This is a genomic window from Pseudomonas sp. FDAARGOS_380 (assembly GCF_002591235.1).
GTDB lineage: Bacteria > Pseudomonadota > Gammaproteobacteria > Pseudomonadales > Pseudomonadaceae > Aquipseudomonas > Aquipseudomonas salmasensis.
The window spans coordinates 5,825,780-5,844,177 of the sequence record NZ_CP023969.1; the positions used below are offsets into that span (position 1 = coordinate 5,825,780).

An 18,398-nucleotide genomic window follows, 5' to 3' on the forward strand; every position below is an offset into this window, starting at 1 on the left:
GTCACCCGAGGCGCCCATGTACCGTTTTTCGTTTCACCGCCCTTTGATTGCTATCAGTATGGGGCTGGTTTCCCATTCCGTCAGCGCTGCACTGCAACCCCTAGCCGAAGCTCCACTGGCCAACGACACCGAATTGCACTGCCACTTCAACCGCGACGCCAGCACCGACTGCACCACCACCTACCGCTACACGATCCTCAAACCCAACGGCCGCGAAATGCTCTCGCGCATCGATTTCGATTACGCCGAAGGCGATACCTTTGAAGTAATCAGCGCCCAGTCCACCCAGCCTGGCGCCAAGCCGGTCGCCCTCGCCGCCACGCAAATCGATACCCGCAGCGCGCCCAACCCAGACCAGGGTTTCAGCCGCGAGAAGCAAACCTCCCTGGCCTTCCCCAACCTGCGCGTGGGCACCAAGATCCGCTACACCGTACGCCACCACTATCCGGCAAAACCGCTGATGAGCCAGTTCCATTACGTGCTCAAGTTCGGCCCCGGCGCGGCCCGCCGCGATCGTTTCAAGGCGCGCTTTACCGCCGAACGCCCGATCCAGTGGCGTAGTGAAATGTTCGACGCCTTCAACGTGACCCCTTCGAGCAACGGCAAAACCCTGGACGTGGCGCTTAAAGCGCCGATCTACCTCAACTACATCAATGAATCCTCCGCCGCCGCGCTGCTGCGCGTTCCACGCCTGGAAGTGGGCAGCGCCGTGGACCGCCAGGCGTACTTCGGTGATTTTGCCCAGCGTTACAACCAGATCCTCGGCGCCAACCTGCCGACGCAAGCCGCCGCCGCCGTGGCCGCCGCACGCAGCCTGGCGCCGGCTGAGCAAGTGGCCGCAATGATGCAGCACATCAATGATCACTACCGCTACCTGGGTGACTGGCGCGCAACCGAACGCGGCTACGTGCCGTTCAGCCTGGCGGAAATCGAGCAGCACGGCTACGGCGACTGCAAGGACCTGGCGACGCTGCTGACGGCCATGCTCAAAGCCAGCGGCATCAAGGCGGAGACCGCGTGGGTCAGCCGTGGCGACGTGGCCGATGCCCTGCTGATTCCGGGCACCCAGGCGCCGAACCACGCCATCGTGCTGAAGTGAATGGCCAAGTGTGGTGGCTTGACCCGACCAACCCGGTCTTCGCCCCTGGCCAGACCATGCCCGATATTCAGGACCGCTGGGTGTTGGTCAACGACGCCCAGAGCCAGGTGCGCGAAGAACACATCCCACTGGAGCGCCCCGAAGTCTCGATACGCCTGGACAAACAGGTGCAATACGGCAAAGAGGGAGATGGCGCGGTCAAGGCGACTATTACCTTCAGCCGCCTGCCGCTGATGCAACTGAGCGTCGCCGACCGCCAGCAAGGCACCACCGCCACCGACCAGAACATCTGCGCCAACTTCGGCAACGACATCAGCGACTGCCAGATCACCCGCGAACCCACCCGTTTTGTGGTACATGACGGCTACAGCGTCAGCGCCCGCATGAACGATCAGCGCGCCCTGGAAAAACTGGCCAATGACTATGTCTACACCGACCCGTCCTTGAAAGACCGCTGGGAAGGTTACGTCAACTATCGCCGCCAGGGGCAACAGGCCGACCTCTACCTGGGCAACCCCGAAACCTATGACTACACCTACACCCTGACAGGCGGGAAGATGGAAAAAGCCATCCCCGGCTGCAAGGTGCGCTCGCCCTGGTACGACCTCGACCTGGACGGAAAACTGGAAGACGGCTCACTGCGCTATCACTATCGCCTGAGCCAGAAAAAACGTTGGCTGACCCATGCCGAAGTCACCAGCGATGCGTTCGGCAAGATGATTGAAGAAGCTCGGGCCTGTGCCGAGCAGGTGCATCAGGTGGTGAAGTTCTAAGGTGCCCCTGACACACCCCCTATCCAAATGTGGGGGCTGGCTTGCCTGCGATGGCGGCGGGTCAGCTTGCACATGAGTGGCTGATACATCGCCATCGCAGCATAGGTATCTACACAACTTTGCGAGCTGTAGCAGCACAAGGTAACCACGATGCGAAGCGAGTCGCTCTTGATCTGCTTTTGATCTTAGGCGCCCCGTCAAACCACGCTGGCCGTAATTCGACAGTGATTTGGGGGGTAAACCGGCAGGGATGCCGGTTTAGCCGCCCCGCGCCATGGATGGCGCGTGGCGGCGGCCCCCCAAATCACTGGCGGATTACGGGCACACCGAGCCTAAGCGAGGTGCCGAGTGGTGGGGCAAGAGCGTTTTGCTTACTTTTGACTGGGCCGGCATTCCGGCTTTTCAAAAGTAAGACGCCGTCAGGGCGGAACCCTAAGTGGCCGTTACCTAAATAACGGATATGTACCCGGTCCAACTATGTTGACTGTCAGGCCGCCTTCGCGAGCAAGCCCGCACACAGTTGGATTGTGGGGTGTCAGGTAGAGAAGTGTCGGCTGGGGGGCCGCCATCGCAGGCAAGCCAGCTCCCACAGAGGGATCGCGGGGTGTCAGGTAGATATGCATCGGCTGTCGGACCGTCATCGCAAGCAAGCCAGCCCCCACCTTTTAATCCGCGTGTGTGTCAGCGAGATTCGCCGAGCAACAAGCCCTGCTCCCGCGCGCACAACTCCACCACATAATCCCACAACACCCGCAACCGCACCGACTTGTGCAGCTCCCGACGCGAGCTGATCCAATAGCTGCGCTGAATGCCCTCTGCCGGCAACAACGGCACCAACTCCCCATCCCCATCCGCCATAAAACACGGCAACACCGCAATGCCCAACCCCGAACGCGCCGCCTGATGTTGGGCGATCACGCTGGTGCTGTGGAACACCACCTTGGGGTTACGGCAAAAGCTGTTGAGGAACTTCAGTTCCTGGCTGAACAACAGGTCATCGACATAATCGATCCAGGCATGGGCAGCAAGGTCTTCACGCTTCTCGATAGGCGGGTTACGCGCCAGATAGGCACGGCTGGCGTACAGCGCCAGACGATAATCGGTGAGTTTGCGTGTCACCAATTGATCGGCGCTGGGACGTTCCAAGTGAATGCTGATCTCCGCTTCGCGATTGAGGATGCTGACAAAGCGCGGCACCGCGACCAGCTCCACCTCCAATCCTGGATAGCGTTCAAACAACCCGCCCATGCGTGCGGCCAAAAACATCACGCCCAACCCTTCGGCCACGCCGAGGCGGATCTTGCCCAGGGGCGCAGCAGAATGGGTGAGCTCGTCTTCGGCCAGCAGTGCGACGTTCTCCATGGCCTCGGCATGCTTGAGCAGCGCTTCGCCGGCAGGCGTCAATTCATAGCCCTGGGCATGTTGCACGAACAACGCCGTGCCGAGGCTTTTCTCGATGGCGTCGATATGCCGGGCCACGGTGGCATGCGTGGTTTTCAGGCGTTGGGCGGCGGTGAGCAGGCGGCCACTGCGCTGCAACTCGAGAAAAAACCGCAGGTCATTCCAGTCGAACATATCGCCTCCAGTGCCCGGGCCAGCCGGCGTTGTTTAAAAACGCACAGCGGGTGGGTAAAAACTAACATTTTTAAGACGAAAACTAACAACTAGGATGGGGCCAATAAGAAAAACAAGCGAGACCCCAGATGCCCAATGCAACTGCTGAATACGATTACATCGTCGTCGGCGCCGGCCCTGCCGGATGCCTGCTGGCCAATCGTCTGTCCGCCAACCCGGCTCACCGTGTCCTGCTGCTTGAAGCCGGTGGCCGCGACAACTACCCCTGGATCCATATCCCCGTCGGCTATCTGTTCTGCATCGGCAACCCCCGCACCGACTGGTGCTTCAAGACCGAATCCCAAGCTGGCCTGCAAGGGCGCGCCTTGAGCTACCCACGGGGCAAAGTGCTGGGCGGCTGCTCGTCCATCAACGGCATGATCTACATGCGCGGCCAGGCTCAGGACTACGACGGCTGGGCGGCGGCGGGCAATGCGGGCTGGGCCTGGAAGGACGTATTGCCGCTGTTCAAACAGAGCGAAAACCATTTTGCCGGCGGCTCTGAATTCCACAGCGAGGGCGGCGAGTGGCGCGTCGAGCAGCAGCGCCTGTCGTGGCCGATCCTCGATGCGTTTCGTGAGGCGGCGGCTCAAAGCGGCATCGCCAATATCAATGATTTCAACCAAGGCGATAACGAGGGTTGCGGTTACTTCCAGGTCAACCAGAAAGCCGGTGTGCGCTGGAATGCGGCCAAAGCGTTTCTCAAGCCGATCCGCCAGCGGCCTAACCTCACCGTGCTGACCGAGGTAGAGGTTGAGCGTGTGCTGCTGGAAAACGGTCGTGCCTCGCAGGTACTGGGGCGTCAACACGGCCAATCGATGGGCTGGAAGGCGCGCAAGGAGATTGTGCTGTGCGCGGGCTCGGTGGGTTCGCCGGGGATTCTGCAACGCTCAGGGATCGGCCCTTCCCAGGTGCTCAAGCCGCTGGGCATCGACGTAGTACATGAACTGCCAGGCGTTGGCGGCAACCTGCAAGATCACCTGCAACTGCGCCTGATCTATAAACTGGAAAATGCCCGCACCCTGAACCAGATCGCCGGCACATTGTGGGGCAAGATGGGCATGGGCCTGCGCTACCTGTACGACCGCAGCGGCCCGCTGTCGATGGCGCCCAGCCAGCTCGGCGCATTTGCCCGCTCCGGGCCGGAGCAGACCTCGGCCAATCTGCAATACCACGTGCAGCCACTGTCCCTGGAGCGCTTTGGCGAACCGTTGCACGGCTTCCCAGCATTTACCGCGTCGGTCTGCGACCTGCGCCCGCAAAGTCGCGGCCGGGTGGATATTCGTTCGGCCAACCCGGCGGATGCGCCGCTGATACAACCCAATTACCTCAGCCACCCAGAGGACTTGCGCGTGGCCGCCGACGCTATTCGCCTGACCCGGCGCATCGTTGCCGCTCCAGCCCTGAGCCAGTTCAAACCGGTGGAATACCTGCCCGGCCAAGCCCTGCAAACTGAAGAACAACTGCACGAGGCCGCTGCGCGGATCGGCACCACGATTTTCCATCCGGTGGGCACCTGCCGCATGGGCGATGACAAGGACGCCGTGGTCGACAGCAAACTGCGCGTACACGGCATCCCCGGCCTGCGCATTGCCGATGCATCGATCATGCCGCGCATCACCTCCGGCAATACCTGCTCACCCACGCTGATGATCGCGGAGAAAGCCGCGCAGCTCATCCTGTCCCCAAACACTGTAGGAGCGAGCTTGCTCGCGAAAAACCCACCAGCACCGCGCACTACAAAGCACCCCGCGTAATCGTTGACGTTGAAAAAATAGCGGCGCTGAGGTTAGCGCCGACAGTGGAACAACAATAAATAATCACTGTGAGGGACACCCGATGTCAGAACATGCTCAACCCCTGGGCTCGGCGGCCAGTGCAAGTACCGCCAACGAATCAAGAAAGGTCATCTTCGCCTCCTCCCTTGGGACGGTGTTCGAGTGGTATGACTTTTTCCTCTACGGCGCCCTGGCGGCGGTGATCAGCAAGCAGTTCTTTGCCGGGGTCAATGACACCACGGCGTTTATCTTTGCCTTGATGGCCTTTGCCGCAGGCTTTGTGGTGCGGCCATTCGGTGCGCTGGTGTTCGGCCGCCTGGGCGATATGATCGGGCGCAAGTACACCTTCCTCGTGACCATCATCCTGATGGGCGTGGCAACCTTCTGCGTCGGGTTGCTGCCGACCTACGCCAGCATCGGCATTGCCGCGCCGATCATCCTCATTGTGCTGCGCATGCTGCAGGGCCTGGCACTGGGCGGCGAATACGGTGGTGCCGCTACCTACGTGGCCGAGCATGCGCCACCGGGCAAGCGCGGGCTGCATACCAGCTGGATTCAATCCACCGCCACCCTCGGCCTGCTGCTGTCACTGCTGGTGGTGCTGGCCTGCCGTTACTTCACCGGCGATCAGTTCGAAGTGTGGGGCTGGCGCATTCCGTTCCTGTTTTCCATCGTGCTGCTGGGCATCTCGACCTGGATCCGCATGAGCCTGCACGAGTCGCCCGCCTTCTTGAAAATGAAAGAAGAAGGCAAGGCGTGCAAGGCGCCGATTCGCGAGTCGTTCGGCAAGTGGGAAAACCTCAAGGTGGTGCTGATCGCCCTGTTCAGCATCAACGGCGGGCAGGCCGTGACCTTCTACGCGGCGCAGTTTTATGTGCTGTTCTTCCTCACCCAGTTCCTGCGCATGGACCCGGCCCTGGCCAATATGCTGTTGATCATCAGCGTGGTGATTGGCGCGCCGTTCTTTATCCTGTTTGGCTGGCTGTCGGACAAGGTCGGGCGCAAGCCGGTGCTGATGCTCGGCCTGCTGTTGGCGACCGCGCTGTACTTCCCGATCTTCAAGGGCCTGGCGCACTACACCAACCCGGCGATGGACCAGGCTAGCCAACAAGCGCCGATCACCGTACTGGCCGACCCGGCCACCTGCACCTTCCAGTTCGACCCAGTGGGCAAGGCCCGTTTTGACAGCCCGTGCGACAAGGTCAAGACCTTCCTGGTCAAACAGGGCCTGCCCTACAGCAGCGCCGCCGCCCCTGCGGGCAGCCCGGTGCAAGTGAGCGTGGGCGATGTGCGTATCGACGGTTTTGACGAAGCGGCCCTGCGTGGCGCCGTGGCCCTGGCCGGCTACCCGTCATCGGCGGATGTGGCCCAGGTCAACAAGCTGATGGTGGTGGTGCTGATCGTGGTGCTGATCTTCATCGCCGCCATGTGCTACGGGCCGTTGGCAGCGCTGATGGTGGAGCTGTTTCCGACGCGCATCCGCTACACCTCGATGTCCCTGCCCTACCACATCGGTAACGGCTGGTTTGGCGGGTTCCTGCCGACGGTATCGTTTGCCTTGGTGGTGTACACCGGCGATATCTTCTATGGGTTGTGGTACCCGGTGGTGGTGACGGGCGTGAGCCTGATCGTCGGGCTGTTCTGCCTCAAAGAAACCCGGCATGTGGATATCGAAAACAACTGATACCCCCCCCTGTAGGAGCGAGCTTGCTCGCGAAGATCGTTAACGATGACGCGGGGAACCTGGTGCCCCGCGTCGCTCTCGGGTTCTTCGCGAGCAAGCTCGCTCCTACAGCGGTGTGCAGTGCTCACACAAATTGCTGTACATCCATACAGATAATGGTTGCTCAAATCCCTTCAAATAAGCATCCTGCAAAGCATCAACCTGATCTGATGTGATGACCATGCGGCTGTACCTCTGTGAAAAACCCTCCCAGGCCAAGGATATCGCGGCCGTGCTCGGCGCCAGCCGCCGCGGCGATGGCTGCTGGCTGGGTAACGGAGTCACGGTCACCTGGTGCATCGGCCACCTGCTGGAAACCGCCCCGCCCGACGCTTACGACGCCAAGTACAAACGCTGGGTGCTGGCCGACCTGCCGATCGTTCCGGAAAAATGGAAGATGCTGGTCAAGCCCAAGACCGCCAGCCAATACAAGGCCGTCAAGCGCTTGCTGGGGGAAGCGAAGGAACTGGTGATCGCCACCGACGCCGACCGCGAAGGCGAGATGATCGCCCGTGAACTGGTGGAGCATTGCCGCTACCGCGGGCCGATCCAGCGGCTGTGGCTGTCGGCACTCGACGACGCCTCCATTCGCAAGGCCCTGGCGGCGCTCAAACCCGGTGCAGAAACCTTCAGCCTGTATCACTCGGCCCTGGGGCGCTCACGTGCCGACTGGCTGATCGGCATGAACATGAGCCGCCTGTTTACCCTGCTGGGGCGCCAATCCGGTTACCAGGGCGTGCTGCCGGTAGGCCGGGTGCAAACCCCGACCCTGCGCCTGGTGGTGGACCGTGATCGCAGCATCGCCGATTTCGTGCCGGTGGCCTATTGGGCCATCGATGTCGACCTGCGCCACGAGCACATGACCTTCACCGCCCAATGGCGCGCCCCTGAGGATGCCTGTGACGACCAGGGCCGTTGCCTCAACCCGCAACTGGCGCGGGACGCCGCCGACGCCATGCTCAACGCCGCCACGGCGCGGCTGGTGAAACTGCGTACCGAACGCATGCGCGAGGTGGCACCCCTGCCCTTCGACCTCGGCACCTTGCAGGAGATCTGTTCGAAGAAGCTTGGCCTGGGCGCCCAGGAAACCCTGGATATCGCCCAATCCCTGTACGAAACCCACAAGGCCATCACCTACCCGCGCAGCGATTGCGGTTACCTGCCATTGAGCCAGCACAGCGAGGCGCCGAAGATTCTGGCGGCCCTGGGCCGTGCGGACACGGCGGTCAACGAACTGATGCCACACATCGACCCACAGCGCCGTTCGCGGGCCTGGAACGACGCCAAGGTCAGCGCCCACCACGGCATCATCCCCACCGGGGCCGGCAAGGACATCAGCCAACTGACCGGCAAGCACCGTGCTGTCTATACGCTGATTCGTGCACGCTACCTGGCGCAGTTCCTGCCCAACCATGAATACGACCGCACCCAGGCCGATTTCGACTGTGCCGGCCAGGCGTTGCGCGCGGTGGGCAAAGTGGTCATCGAACCGGGCTGGAAACGCGCCCTGCCCGAAGCGCTGGCACCCACCAAAGGTCGCGAAGCCCCTGCGCCCCAAGCGTTGCCGACGCTGGTGCAGGGCCACGACTACGCCGTGGCCAAGGTCAACCTCAAGGACCTGTGGACCCAGCCACCCAAGCCCTTTACCGAAGGCGACCTGATCAAAGCAATGAAAAACGTCGCCAAGCTGGTGGAGGACCCGTTGCTCAAGCAAAAACTCAAGGACACCACGGGCATCGGCACCGAGGCCACCCGCGCCGGGATTATCCAGGGCCTGCTGGACCGCGGTTATCTGGTGAAAAACGGCAAGGCCCTGTCGGCAACCCCGGCTGCGTTCAGCCTGATCGACGCCGTGCCCCGCGCTATCGCCGACCCCGGCACCACCGCCATCTGGGAACAGGCGCTGGACATGGTGCAAAGCGGCGAAATGAGCCTGGAAGAATTCGTCGCCAAGCAAGCGGCCTGGATGAGCAAACAGGTGGCGCGCTGCAACGGCATGCGCATGACCATCACTGGCCCCGCCAGCCCCGCAGGCCGGGGTGCAACGCCGTGGAAAAAGAAACGCAAGGCCGCCCCGCGTAAGGCTGCTGCCAGTCCCAAGCGCGGGAAAAAGCCGGCAAATGCCGGTTAAATACCGAAAAAAACCGGGACATGACGTTTTTCGACAGGTTTAACGCCGCATTGGCCCTTGCTCCGGCGGGTTCGGTCTAGGATTCTGTAGGGGATCTGGACTACCAACAACAACACCGGAGTGGCCGCCATGAAGACCGTTGCACAACTGCTCAAAGCCAAGGACCAGAAGAACCAGGACGTCCACACCATCAAATGGGACCACACCGTGTTTGAAGCGCTGGTGCGGATGTCCGAGAAAAACGTCGGTGCCTTGCCTGTGGTCAAGGATGGCGTGGTGGTCGGCATCATCAGTGAACGGGATTACGCACGCAAAATCATGCTCAAGGGCCTCTCGTCGGTGACCACCAAGGTCCATGAGGTGATGAGCTCGCCGGTGATCACGGTGGATACTCACAAGAGTGTCGAGGAATGCATGAACATCATGACCGACAGTCACCTGCGCCACCTGCCCGTGGTCGAAGGCGGCAAACTGCTGGGCCTGCTGTCCATCGGTGACTTGGTCAAGGAAGCGATTGCCGAACAAGCGGCCTTGATCCAGCAGCTGGAACAGTACATCCGCGGCGAATAGGGGGAACCCATGCTCGACACGCTGGACCATCAGGAAGACCACCTCGACACCCTGCACCGGGCCATGACCGGCCGGCGTTTTCTGGTACTGACCGGCGCAGGGATCAGTACATCATCGGGTATCCCGGATTACCGGGACGGTGAGGGTGTACGCCGGGGCAAGCCACCGATGATGTACCAGGAATTCCTCGCCACTCCCGAGGCGCGGCGCCGCTACTGGGCGCGGGCGATGCTGGGGTGGCCGCGGGTGCGCATTGCCCAGCCGAACAAGGCCCACCTTGCGCTCGCGACGCTGCAACACCGTGGCCATATCAGCGGGCTGATTACGCAGAACGTCGACACCCTGCACGACCAGGCCGGCAGCCAGGGTGTGATCGAGCTGCATGGCAGCTTGCATCGCGTGCTGTGCCTGGATTGCCAACTGCGCAGCGAGCGCGACGTGATCCAGCGGCAGATGGAAGTCGATAACCCGCACATGTCACAGGTTCATGCGGTGCAAGCGCCGGATGGCGACACCTTGCTCGATCCCGCGTTCGAACAGCGCTTCCAAGTGCCCCGCTGCCCGCACTGCAATGGCGAACGGCTGAAACCGGATGTGGTGTTCTTTGGCGAGAACGTCGCACCGGCGACGGCGCTCAAGGCAATGACGGCGGTAGAGCATGCCGAGGGATTGTTGGTGGTGGGGTCGTCGCTGATGGCCTATTCGGCGTTTCGCCTGTGCAAGGCGATGGTTGAACAGGGTAAGCCGGTGATTGCTATCAACCTGGGCAAGACGCGGGGGGATGAGCTGTTGCAGGTAAAAATCCAGGCGTCCTGCGAGCAACTACTGCCATTACTGGTCGACCAGCTCTCCCTGTAGGAGCGAGCTTGCTCGCGAAAATCGTCAACGATAACCGGGGCAACCTGACACCCCACGGCGAGCCCGAGTTTTTCGCGAGCAAGCTCGCTCCTACAAGGGTTAAGGCGCTCGACCATCACGTCCAAAAAATGACGCCCAAGTCACGTTTTCTCGCATTCCCCCGTCCCCACGGCAATTTATGTAGTGCACAAAAATAATCACTACATAACCGTTGACGTAACCTTTTTGTCCTTGCATGATCTAGACGTCTCTCGGATCGAGAGCGTTGGTAACAAGCGTTTTGAACAGGCTCGTCTGACCGCCGAGCTGTTTTTCTGGATGTGCACTGCCCACAAGGCAGATTGATGAAGCTGACCGGCCCCGAGAGGGACAGGTACAAGGCGCTCAAACGCGGCTTGTCTTCGCAATCAGAGCATTGCGTAGCAGTCCATCAGCAAGACTACATGCATCAGCTTCAAGACCCTGCCCGTATTCGGCAGCCCGTCGCTGACGCCCGGTTTTAGTAACCGGAGACAACTTAACTGGTATTAACGAACCAACTGATAGATCGCCAACTGGTCAAGGGGCTTACACATGAATCTGAACAACCAACCAACTATCGATGAATTGGCTGAGATGTTCGCAGCGCAGAAAGACACACTCGACGACCATATCCTGTGGATTGGCAAATCGGGCGAAGTGCAAATTGACTGCCTGGCGCCCCATACCGAAGAAGCCGAGTTTGACCGTAACAACCGTGAGCTGGCGGCGCGCCTGAAGATGTACCGCCGTGGCCAGGGTTACGTCGGCAAGAAAGCCGCGGCTGACCGCAACTTTATCGAACAGGTGTTCGACACACTTAACAATGCCTGGGCGTCTTTCAAAGACAGCTCGCAAGTTAAAGTGATCGACCGTTACTACTAAGTAGTACTCAATTAATGTGGGAGTTGGCTTGCCAGCTCCCACATTTGTATTTACCGGTTTAGAAACTTGGAAACCTGCCCTTCCCCGCTTCATCTCGAAAGATATCAAACAACACTTGCGCCGCCGCAGACAGTTCATGCCCCGGCTTGGTCAGCACCCCAATCGGCCGCTCGATCACCGGGCCGGTCAAGGTAATGCAATGGGCTCCGGCCTCTTCCATCTGCCTGGCGCATAACGCCGGCACCGCGCTAACCCCCAAACCGCTGGCAACCATCTTGCCCACCGTCGCCAGTTGATGGCTTTCCAAGGCCACGGGCAATTTCATCTGCAAGGCCCCCAGGTGCTCTTCCAGCATCACTCGCACGGTGGAAGGCCGTTGCAGGGTGATGAACGGCTGTTCCAATAGAGCTTTCCAGTCGATTTCAGCGCGCTGGGCCAAGGCTGAATCTCCCGGGACCACGGCGATAAAGCGGTCCAGGTACAGCGGCGTGAACGCCAATGACGAGCCATCTGATGGCTCGAACGCCACCCCCAGCTCCACCTGTCGGTCGCGCACCATCTCCAGCACTTGCTCATTGATCAGGTCATGCACCGTCACGTTCACCTGAGGGTAACGGGCGCGGAATATCTTCAGGATCGGCGGCAACAGGTTCCCCGCGAACGACGGCATGGCCGCCACCGTGACGCGGCCGCGTTGCAGGGTAAAACGCTGGCGCAGTTCGTCTTCGGCGTTGTCCCAATCGGCAATCAACCGGCGGGCCAGGGGCAACAGGGATTCACCTTCAGGGGTCAGCGCGACGTTACGGGTATTGCGGCTGAACAGGCGCCCACCCAAACCTTCTTCCAGGCCCTTGATGGTCAAGCTCAACGCCGACTGGGAAAGGTGCAAGCGCTCGCAGGCAGCGGCAAAACTCAGGCTTTGCGCGACAGCGAGAAAGGCACGCATCTGTTTGACGGTCATGAGCTGCTCCGGACGATGACTGGACTATGCTGTTTTCTAAATCAATCAACCTTAAAAAACAACTTAACAAATCAATCCGCTGGCGCAACACTCAGCTCACTGGCTGGACCACAAACAATAAAAGAGGTGCATATGGCAGGTTTCGATAAACGCGTGGCGTCCTATGAAGAAGCACTGGCAGGCCTGGAAGACGGCATGACCGTGCTCTCCGGTGGTTTTGGCCTGTGTGGCATTCCGGAAAACCTGATTGCCGAAATCAAGCGCAAAGGCACCCGCGACCTGACGGTGGTTTCCAACAACTGCGGCGTCGATGGCTTCGGCCTGGGCGTGCTGCTGGAACAGAAGCAGATCAGCAAAGTGATCGCTTCCTACGTGGGTGAAAACGCCCTCTTCGAGAAACAACTGCTCAGCGGCGAGATTGAGGTGGTGCTTACCCCTCAAGGCACCCTGGCAGAAAAAATGCGCGCAGGCGGTGCAGGCATCCCGGCCTTCTTTACCGCCACCGGCGTCGGCACCCCGGTGGCCGAAGGCAAGGAAACCCGCGAGTTCAACGGTCGCCCGTATCTGATGGAAGAGTCCATCACCGGCGACTTTGCCATCGTCAAAGGCTGGAAAGCCGACCACTTCGGTAACGTTATCTACCGTCACACCGCCCAGAACTTCAACCCGCTGGCCGCCACCGCCGGCAAGATCACCGTGGTCGAAGTCGAGGAAATCGTCGAACCGGGCGAGCTGGACCCGGCGCAGATCCACACCCCTGGAATCTACGTCGACCGGATCATCTGCGGCACCTTCGAAAAGCGCATTGAACAGCGCACCGTCCGCAAATAATCCCCGTCCAGAACAATAAGAGGAAACAATCATGGCGCTTACCCGCGAACAAATGGCTCAACGCGTTGCCCGCGAAATGCAGGACGGTTACTACGTGAACCTCGGTATCGGCATTCCGACCCTGGTGGCCAACTACATCCCCGACGGCATGGAAGTGATGCTGCAATCGGAAAACGGCCTGCTTGGCATGGGCCCGTTCCCGACCGAAGACACCATCGATGCCGACATGATCAACGCCGGCAAGCAGACCGTCACCGCACGCATCGGCGCCTCGATCTTCTCTTCTGCCGAGTCCTTCGCGATGATTCGTGGTGGGCATGTCGACCTCACTGTACTGGGCGCATTCGAAGTGGACGTACAGGGCAACATCGCCTCCTGGATGATCCCCGGCAAGCTGGTCAAGGGCATGGGCGGTGCCATGGACCTGGTGGCTGGCGCAGAAAACATCATCGTGATCATGACCCACGCGTCCAAGGACGGTGAGTCCAAGTTGCTCAGCCAGTGCAGCCTGCCGCTAACGGGTGCCAACTGCATCAAGCGTGTGCTCACGGACCTGGCGTACCTGGAAATCGAAAATGGCGCTTTTGTCCTCAAGGAACGCGCACCTGGCGTCAGCGTTGAAGAGATTGTGAGCAAGACCGCCGGTAAACTGATCGTCCCGGACCACGTTCCAGAAATGCACTTCCAGTGAGGACAGATTCCATGCAAGACGTCGTGATTGTTGCTGCCACCCGCACCGCCGTGGGCAGCTTCCAAGGTTCGCTGGCGAACATTCCGGCCCCGGAACTGGGCGCCGCTGTGATCCGTCGCCTGCTGGAGCAGACCGGCCTGGACCCGGCGCAAGTGGATGAAGTGATCCTCGGCCAGGTACTCACCGCAGGCAGCGGCCAGAACCCGGCGCGCCAGGCTTCGATCCTCGCCGGCCTGCCCCACCCCGTGCCGAGCCTGACCCTGAACAAGGTCTGCGGCTCGGGCCTCAAGGCTTTGCATCTGGGCGCCCAGGCCATTCGTTGCGGCGACGCCGAGGTGATCATTGCCGGTGGCATGGAGAACATGAGCCTGGCACCGTATGTATTGCCTGCCGCGCGCACCGGGTTGCGCATGGGCCACGCGAAGATGATCGACAGCATGATCACCGACGGCCTGTGGGATGCGTTCAACGACTACCACATGGGCATCACCGCCGAGAACCTGGTGGACAAATACGGCATCAGCCGCGAAGCCCAGGACGCCTTTGCCGCCGCCTCCCAGCAAAAAGCCGCCGCCGCTATCGAAGCCGGGCGCTTTGCCGATGAGATCACGCCGATCCTGATCCCCCAGCGCAAAGGCGACCCGGTGGCCTTCGCGGTGGACGAACAACCCCGCGCCGGCACCACCGCCGAATCCCTGGCCAAGCTCAAGCCTGCGTTCAAGAAAGACGGCAGCGTCACCGCCGGCAACGCCTCCAGCCTGAACGACGGCGCCGCGGCCGTGCTGCTGATGAGCGCTGAAAAAGCCAAGGCTCTCGGCCTGCCCGTACTGGCGCGTATCGCCAGCTACGCCAACGCGGGCGTCGACCCGGCCATCATGGGCATCGGCCCAGTCTCGGCCACCCGCCGCTGCCTGGACAAGGCCGGCTGGCAGTTGGCTGACCTGGACCTGATCGAAGCCAACGAAGCCTTCGCCGCGCAATCCCTGGCAGTGGGCAAAGAGCTGGAATGGGACGCGGACAAGGTCAACGTCAACGGCGGCGCCATCGCCATCGGCCACCCTATTGGGGCTTCAGGCTGCCGCGTGCTGGTGACCCTGCTGCATGAAATGATCAAGCGCGACGCCAAGAAAGGCTTGGCAACGCTGTGCATCGGCGGCGGCCAAGGCGTAGCCCTGGCACTCGAGCGCAACTGACCTGTAGGAGCGAGCTTGCTCGCGAAAAACGTCAACGATAACGCAGCGCTCCTGGTAGAACCTGTTGCCTATGAGTGCTTCGCGAGCAAGCTCGCTCCTACAGGTGAGACATAACGAGCAACACAGAAAAGGCCCGGCTCCACGAAAAGCCAGGCCTTTTCTTTTTCTCGTGCCCCCCTGAAACAACTCGCTCAAAAGGTGGGAGCTGGATCGCCTGCGAAGGCGGCCGTTCAATCGACACAGAAGTCGAACCTGCACCCCACAGGTAACCACGATGCGAAGCGAGTCGCTCTTGATCTGCTTTTGATCTTAGGCGCCCCGTTAAACCACGCTGGCCGGAATTCGACAGGGATTTGGGGGGTAAACCGGCAGGGATGCCGGTTTAGCCGCCCCGCGCCATGGATGGCGCGTGGCGGCGGCCCCCCAAATCACTGGCGGATTACGGGCACACCGAGCCTAAGCGAGGTGCCGAGTGGTGGGGCAAGAGCGTTTTGCTTACTTTTGCGCTGTTCAAAAGTGAGCCGCCGTCAGGGCGGAACCCTAGGTGGCCGTTACCTAAATAACGGATATGTACCCGGTCCAACTGTGTTGACTGTTAGGCCGCCTTCGCGAGCAAGCCCGCTCCCACAGTTGGATTGTGGCGTGTCAGGTAGAAAAGTCTCGGCTGGCAGGCCGACATCGCAGGCAAGCCAGCTCCCACATTTGATCTCACTGCCTGTCAGCATGCGGCACCGCGAACACCGCACTCGCCCGCAGCACCACCCGCTCCTCCACCTGCAAACTCAACGTGGCAAACGCCATCTGCCGTCCGCGCTTGTGGCTTTCCAAACGCACCACCATCCACTCCCCTACCTGCACGGCGCCCAAGTAATCCACGGTCATGCTGGCGGTAATCAACGGCAACGGCGGCTCACTGGAAAACGCCATGGCATACCCCATGCCGATATCGGCCAGCGTCGCCAGCACCCCACCGTGCACCGTACCGCGCCCGTTGGCGTGACGATGATCGGCGCGCAGGCCGACTTCCAATTGCAAACCTTCGCCACGGCAATACGCCGGACCGAGCAGTTCCAGCAACGGGCTGCTGCGCGGCAATGGGACAAAACCTTGGGGGACGGTCTGAGCGTTCATGGCGGTTGCTTCCCTGGTATGAGGCTTGAGATGTACGCCAGCCTCGACCCGGCAGCCACCACCATCAGCCGGGCAAATCCCGGGCAATGCTTTGCGTTAATGGGCCGGACCCGCTTTAATCTCGGCCAATTTCTCCTACACATTTCAAGGAAACGCCATGCGCCACCTGGACGGCAACTCCCACCCGCTTCGCGCGCCGCTGTTGCTCTTGCTCGCCGGCCTGGCCTTGGCCGGTTGTTCCCCCAAGGAACACTCTCGCGCCACCGTCATCAATGGCGAACAGGGCAAGGCCGGAGCACAACTGGCTTATGAACATGAATTGACCCTGGCCCTGCCCGGTGCCCTGCTTTCGCCGCGCATGCAGGCCACTCGCGAGGCGTGTGAAACGGCGCGCTTTGGCGCCTGCAATATCCTGGGCATTACCGAAGACAGCCAGGGTGGCCAGATCATCCTGCGGATCGCGCCCACGGGTGTGGAGCCGATGGTCGCCCTGGCGGCCGAAGGCGGTAAGCTCGGCCAGCGCATCACCACGGCCGAGGACCTGGCCGATGCCGTGGCGGATGTGCGCCGTCGCCAGGATCGCCTGCAAGCCCAGCAGCAACGTCTCGACGAACTGGCCAAGCGCAAGGACATCACCGTCAGCGACCTGATCGTCCTGAGCAAAGAGCAAGCCGGTATTGAAAACGAGCTGCAGGAATTGGCCCAGGTTGCCGCCGGCCAGCAACGCCGCCTCGACACCAACCGTGTGACCTTGAACTTCCGCTCCTCCGACGGCGCCAACCAGGTGTCAAGGTTCACCCGGATGTTCAGCAACCTGGGCGACAACCTGGTGAACGGCACCGCAGACGCCCTGGAACGCGCCAGCTATGTGCTGCCCTTCGTGATCCTGGCGTTCCCGGTGGTGTGGTTGTGGGTGGGCTTGTGGCGCCGGTTCGTCAAGCGCCGCGGTTGATCAGCGCTTCAGGCAGCGCTGGTAGCGCTCATCCACGCGCTTGGCAAACCAGGCCGTGGTCAAGTTGCGGGTGATCTTCGGGCTCTTGAGCACAATACCCGGCAGGATCGCCCGTGGCAGCGGCTTGCCGGCCGCCTGGTCGGCCAAGGCGAAGACGCGCTTGTACAAGGTGGTGTCCTCGAAATCCAACTGCTCGCCCTGCTCCAGTTGGCTGCGAATGCTCGGGTTGCGCATGTCCAGTTTCGCCCCCAGTGAACGCACCGCCAGCTCGGTGGTGCCGGGCAGCAATGAGCCATAGCGAATCAAATCCCCATCCAGTGCAAGCTCTTTGCCTGAAACACGGCTGACCGCGGCCTGGAACGCGGCATTGCGGCTGGCGTACCAACCGGCATTGAAGTCGGCAAAGCGGTACAGCGGCTGGTCGTAGCTCACCGGGTAGCCGAGCAAATGGGCGATGCCGAAGTACATACCGCCGCGACGGGTGAACACTTCACGGCGAATCGTACCGTCCACCGTGTAGGGATAACCCCGCGCCTGTTTCTGCGCAAAGTCGATACTGACCTGCATGGGGCCTGCGGTGTGTACCGGGTTGAACCCGCCAAACAGCGTATTGCCCAGGGGCACCATGCTGATGAAGTCATCGAAAATGCCGCTCAAATCTCTCTCCGTACGGGCGGCATTCAAACGGTCGGCGTAGGTTTTGCCGGTGGGCGAGCGCAACTGCAAGGCGCTGCGCACCACGAAGGCGGGCACATGCACCTTGCCGGCGCGGCGCAGGATCTCATCCTGGGCGATCTTGCCCATACCGGGCACCGGCGGGTCGACCTGATAGGTGGACTCCTGCTCGGTCACCGCCAGTACCGCACAGATGTTTTCGGTGCTGGGGTAGATTTTCTGGGTGTCGAAGGCGGTATAGATGTCCTGGGCCCAGCCGTTACGGTCCGCGACCTTGGCCGGCAGCAGGCGCACGATCTGCGCCTTCACCTCCGCTTCACTGCGCTCGGGCTGCTGAGGGCCACGGGAAGTGGAGCAACCGGCCAGTACCAGCAAAGGAATGAGGCAGAGCAGCAGACGCGTTGAATACATGGGGCTTCCTTGGTTAACGACAGGCCGGGCAGTGCTGATATCGACAGGTAAGTCTAACCGGGGTTCGTCGGCATGCCGAACCCCGTGGCTGGCAGTAACTGAAA

14 protein-coding genes and 1 pseudogene are annotated in these 18,398 nt (G+C 61.2%); 11 read left to right on the forward strand and 4 right to left on the reverse strand.

The window, feature by feature from the left end; genetic code table 11:
* Positions 1–16 precede the first annotated feature (16 nt).
* Positions 17–1,872 (forward strand): annotated as a pseudogene (locus CRN80_RS27015) (DUF3857 domain-containing transglutaminase family protein).
* 681 nt (positions 1,873–2,553) lie between these two features.
* Here CRN80_RS27015 and CRN80_RS27025 read toward each other — a convergent pair.
* Positions 2,554–3,447 carry a LysR family transcriptional regulator gene (locus tag CRN80_RS27025; RefSeq protein WP_098952049.1) on the reverse strand — a complete coding sequence of 298 codons (894 nt, stop codon included), beginning with the start codon at positions 3,445–3,447 and terminating at the stop codon, positions 2,554–2,556.
* A gap of 128 nt (positions 3,448–3,575) precedes the next feature.
* Between CRN80_RS27025 and CRN80_RS27030 the strand changes: the two genes are divergently transcribed.
* The 6 genes from CRN80_RS27030 (at position 3,576) to CRN80_RS27065 (ending at position 11,449) form a co-directional block, all read left to right on the forward strand.
* The gene (locus CRN80_RS27030; RefSeq protein ID WP_098952051.1) at positions 3,576–5,243 is read left to right on the forward strand and encodes a GMC family oxidoreductase; all 1,668 of its coding nucleotides are present in this window, start codon (positions 3,576–3,578) and stop codon (positions 5,241–5,243) included.
* Between the two features lie 82 nt (positions 5,244–5,325).
* Complete coding sequence (locus tag CRN80_RS27035) at positions 5,326–6,948, forward strand: MFS transporter (RefSeq protein ID WP_032892452.1); 1,623 nt, start codon at positions 5,326–5,328, stop codon at positions 6,946–6,948.
* A 220-nt stretch (positions 6,949–7,168) separates the two neighbouring features.
* Positions 7,169–9,118, forward strand: coding sequence for a DNA topoisomerase III (locus tag CRN80_RS27045; RefSeq protein ID WP_098952702.1), 1,950 nt, complete (start codon positions 7,169–7,171; stop codon positions 9,116–9,118).
* 129 nt (positions 9,119–9,247) lie between these two features.
* Positions 9,248–9,688, forward strand: a complete 441-nt coding sequence (locus CRN80_RS27050; protein ID WP_032892454.1) for a CBS domain-containing protein — start codon at positions 9,248–9,250, stop codon at positions 9,686–9,688.
* A gap of 9 nt (positions 9,689–9,697) precedes the next feature.
* On the forward strand, positions 9,698–10,546 hold the full coding sequence (locus CRN80_RS27055) for an NAD-dependent protein deacetylase (protein ID WP_098952052.1): 849 nt from the start codon (positions 9,698–9,700) through the stop codon (positions 10,544–10,546).
* Between the two features lie 573 nt (positions 10,547–11,119).
* On the forward strand, positions 11,120–11,449 hold the full coding sequence (locus CRN80_RS27065) for a hypothetical protein (protein ID WP_003190335.1): 330 nt from the start codon (positions 11,120–11,122) through the stop codon (positions 11,447–11,449).
* Positions 11,450–11,507: 58 nt separating this feature from the next.
* On the opposite strand, the gene CRN80_RS27070 is transcribed toward CRN80_RS27065, so the two are convergent.
* The gene (locus tag CRN80_RS27070) at positions 11,508–12,410 is read right to left on the reverse strand and encodes a LysR family transcriptional regulator (protein WP_056787687.1); all 903 of its coding nucleotides are present in this window, start codon (positions 12,408–12,410) and stop codon (positions 11,508–11,510) included.
* A gap of 132 nt (positions 12,411–12,542) precedes the next feature.
* On the opposite strand from CRN80_RS27070, the gene CRN80_RS27075 reads away from it, so the two are divergent.
* From CRN80_RS27075 to CRN80_RS27085, 3 genes are read left to right on the forward strand one after another with little or no spacing between them, the layout of a single operon-like run.
* Entirely contained in the window at positions 12,543–13,241 is a 699-nt protein-coding gene (locus CRN80_RS27075) for a CoA transferase subunit A (protein WP_058425579.1), read from the forward strand.
* A gap of 31 nt (positions 13,242–13,272) precedes the next feature.
* Positions 13,273–13,932: a CoA transferase subunit B gene (locus CRN80_RS27080; protein ID WP_003190327.1), complete on the forward strand. Its 660-nt coding sequence runs from the start codon at positions 13,273–13,275 to the stop codon at positions 13,930–13,932.
* Positions 13,933–13,943: 11 nt separating this feature from the next.
* The gene (locus CRN80_RS27085) at positions 13,944–15,125 is read left to right on the forward strand and encodes an acetyl-CoA C-acetyltransferase (protein WP_098952054.1); all 1,182 of its coding nucleotides are present in this window, start codon (positions 13,944–13,946) and stop codon (positions 15,123–15,125) included.
* Between the two features lie 708 nt (positions 15,126–15,833).
* Here the strand turns inward: CRN80_RS27085 and CRN80_RS27090 are convergent.
* Entirely contained in the window at positions 15,834–16,256 is a 423-nt protein-coding gene (locus CRN80_RS27090) for a PaaI family thioesterase (RefSeq protein ID WP_044273557.1), read from the reverse strand.
* Between the two features lie 157 nt (positions 16,257–16,413).
* Between CRN80_RS27090 and CRN80_RS27095 the strand changes: the two genes are divergently transcribed.
* Entirely contained in the window at positions 16,414–17,208 is a 795-nt protein-coding gene (locus CRN80_RS27095; protein WP_032892467.1) for a DUF4349 domain-containing protein, read from the forward strand.
* On the opposite strand, the gene CRN80_RS27100 is transcribed toward CRN80_RS27095, so the two are convergent.
* Entirely contained in the window at positions 17,209–18,294 is a 1,086-nt protein-coding gene (locus CRN80_RS27100) for a DUF1615 domain-containing protein (protein WP_032892469.1), read from the reverse strand.
* Between the last annotated feature and the right edge of the window lie 104 nt (positions 18,295–18,398).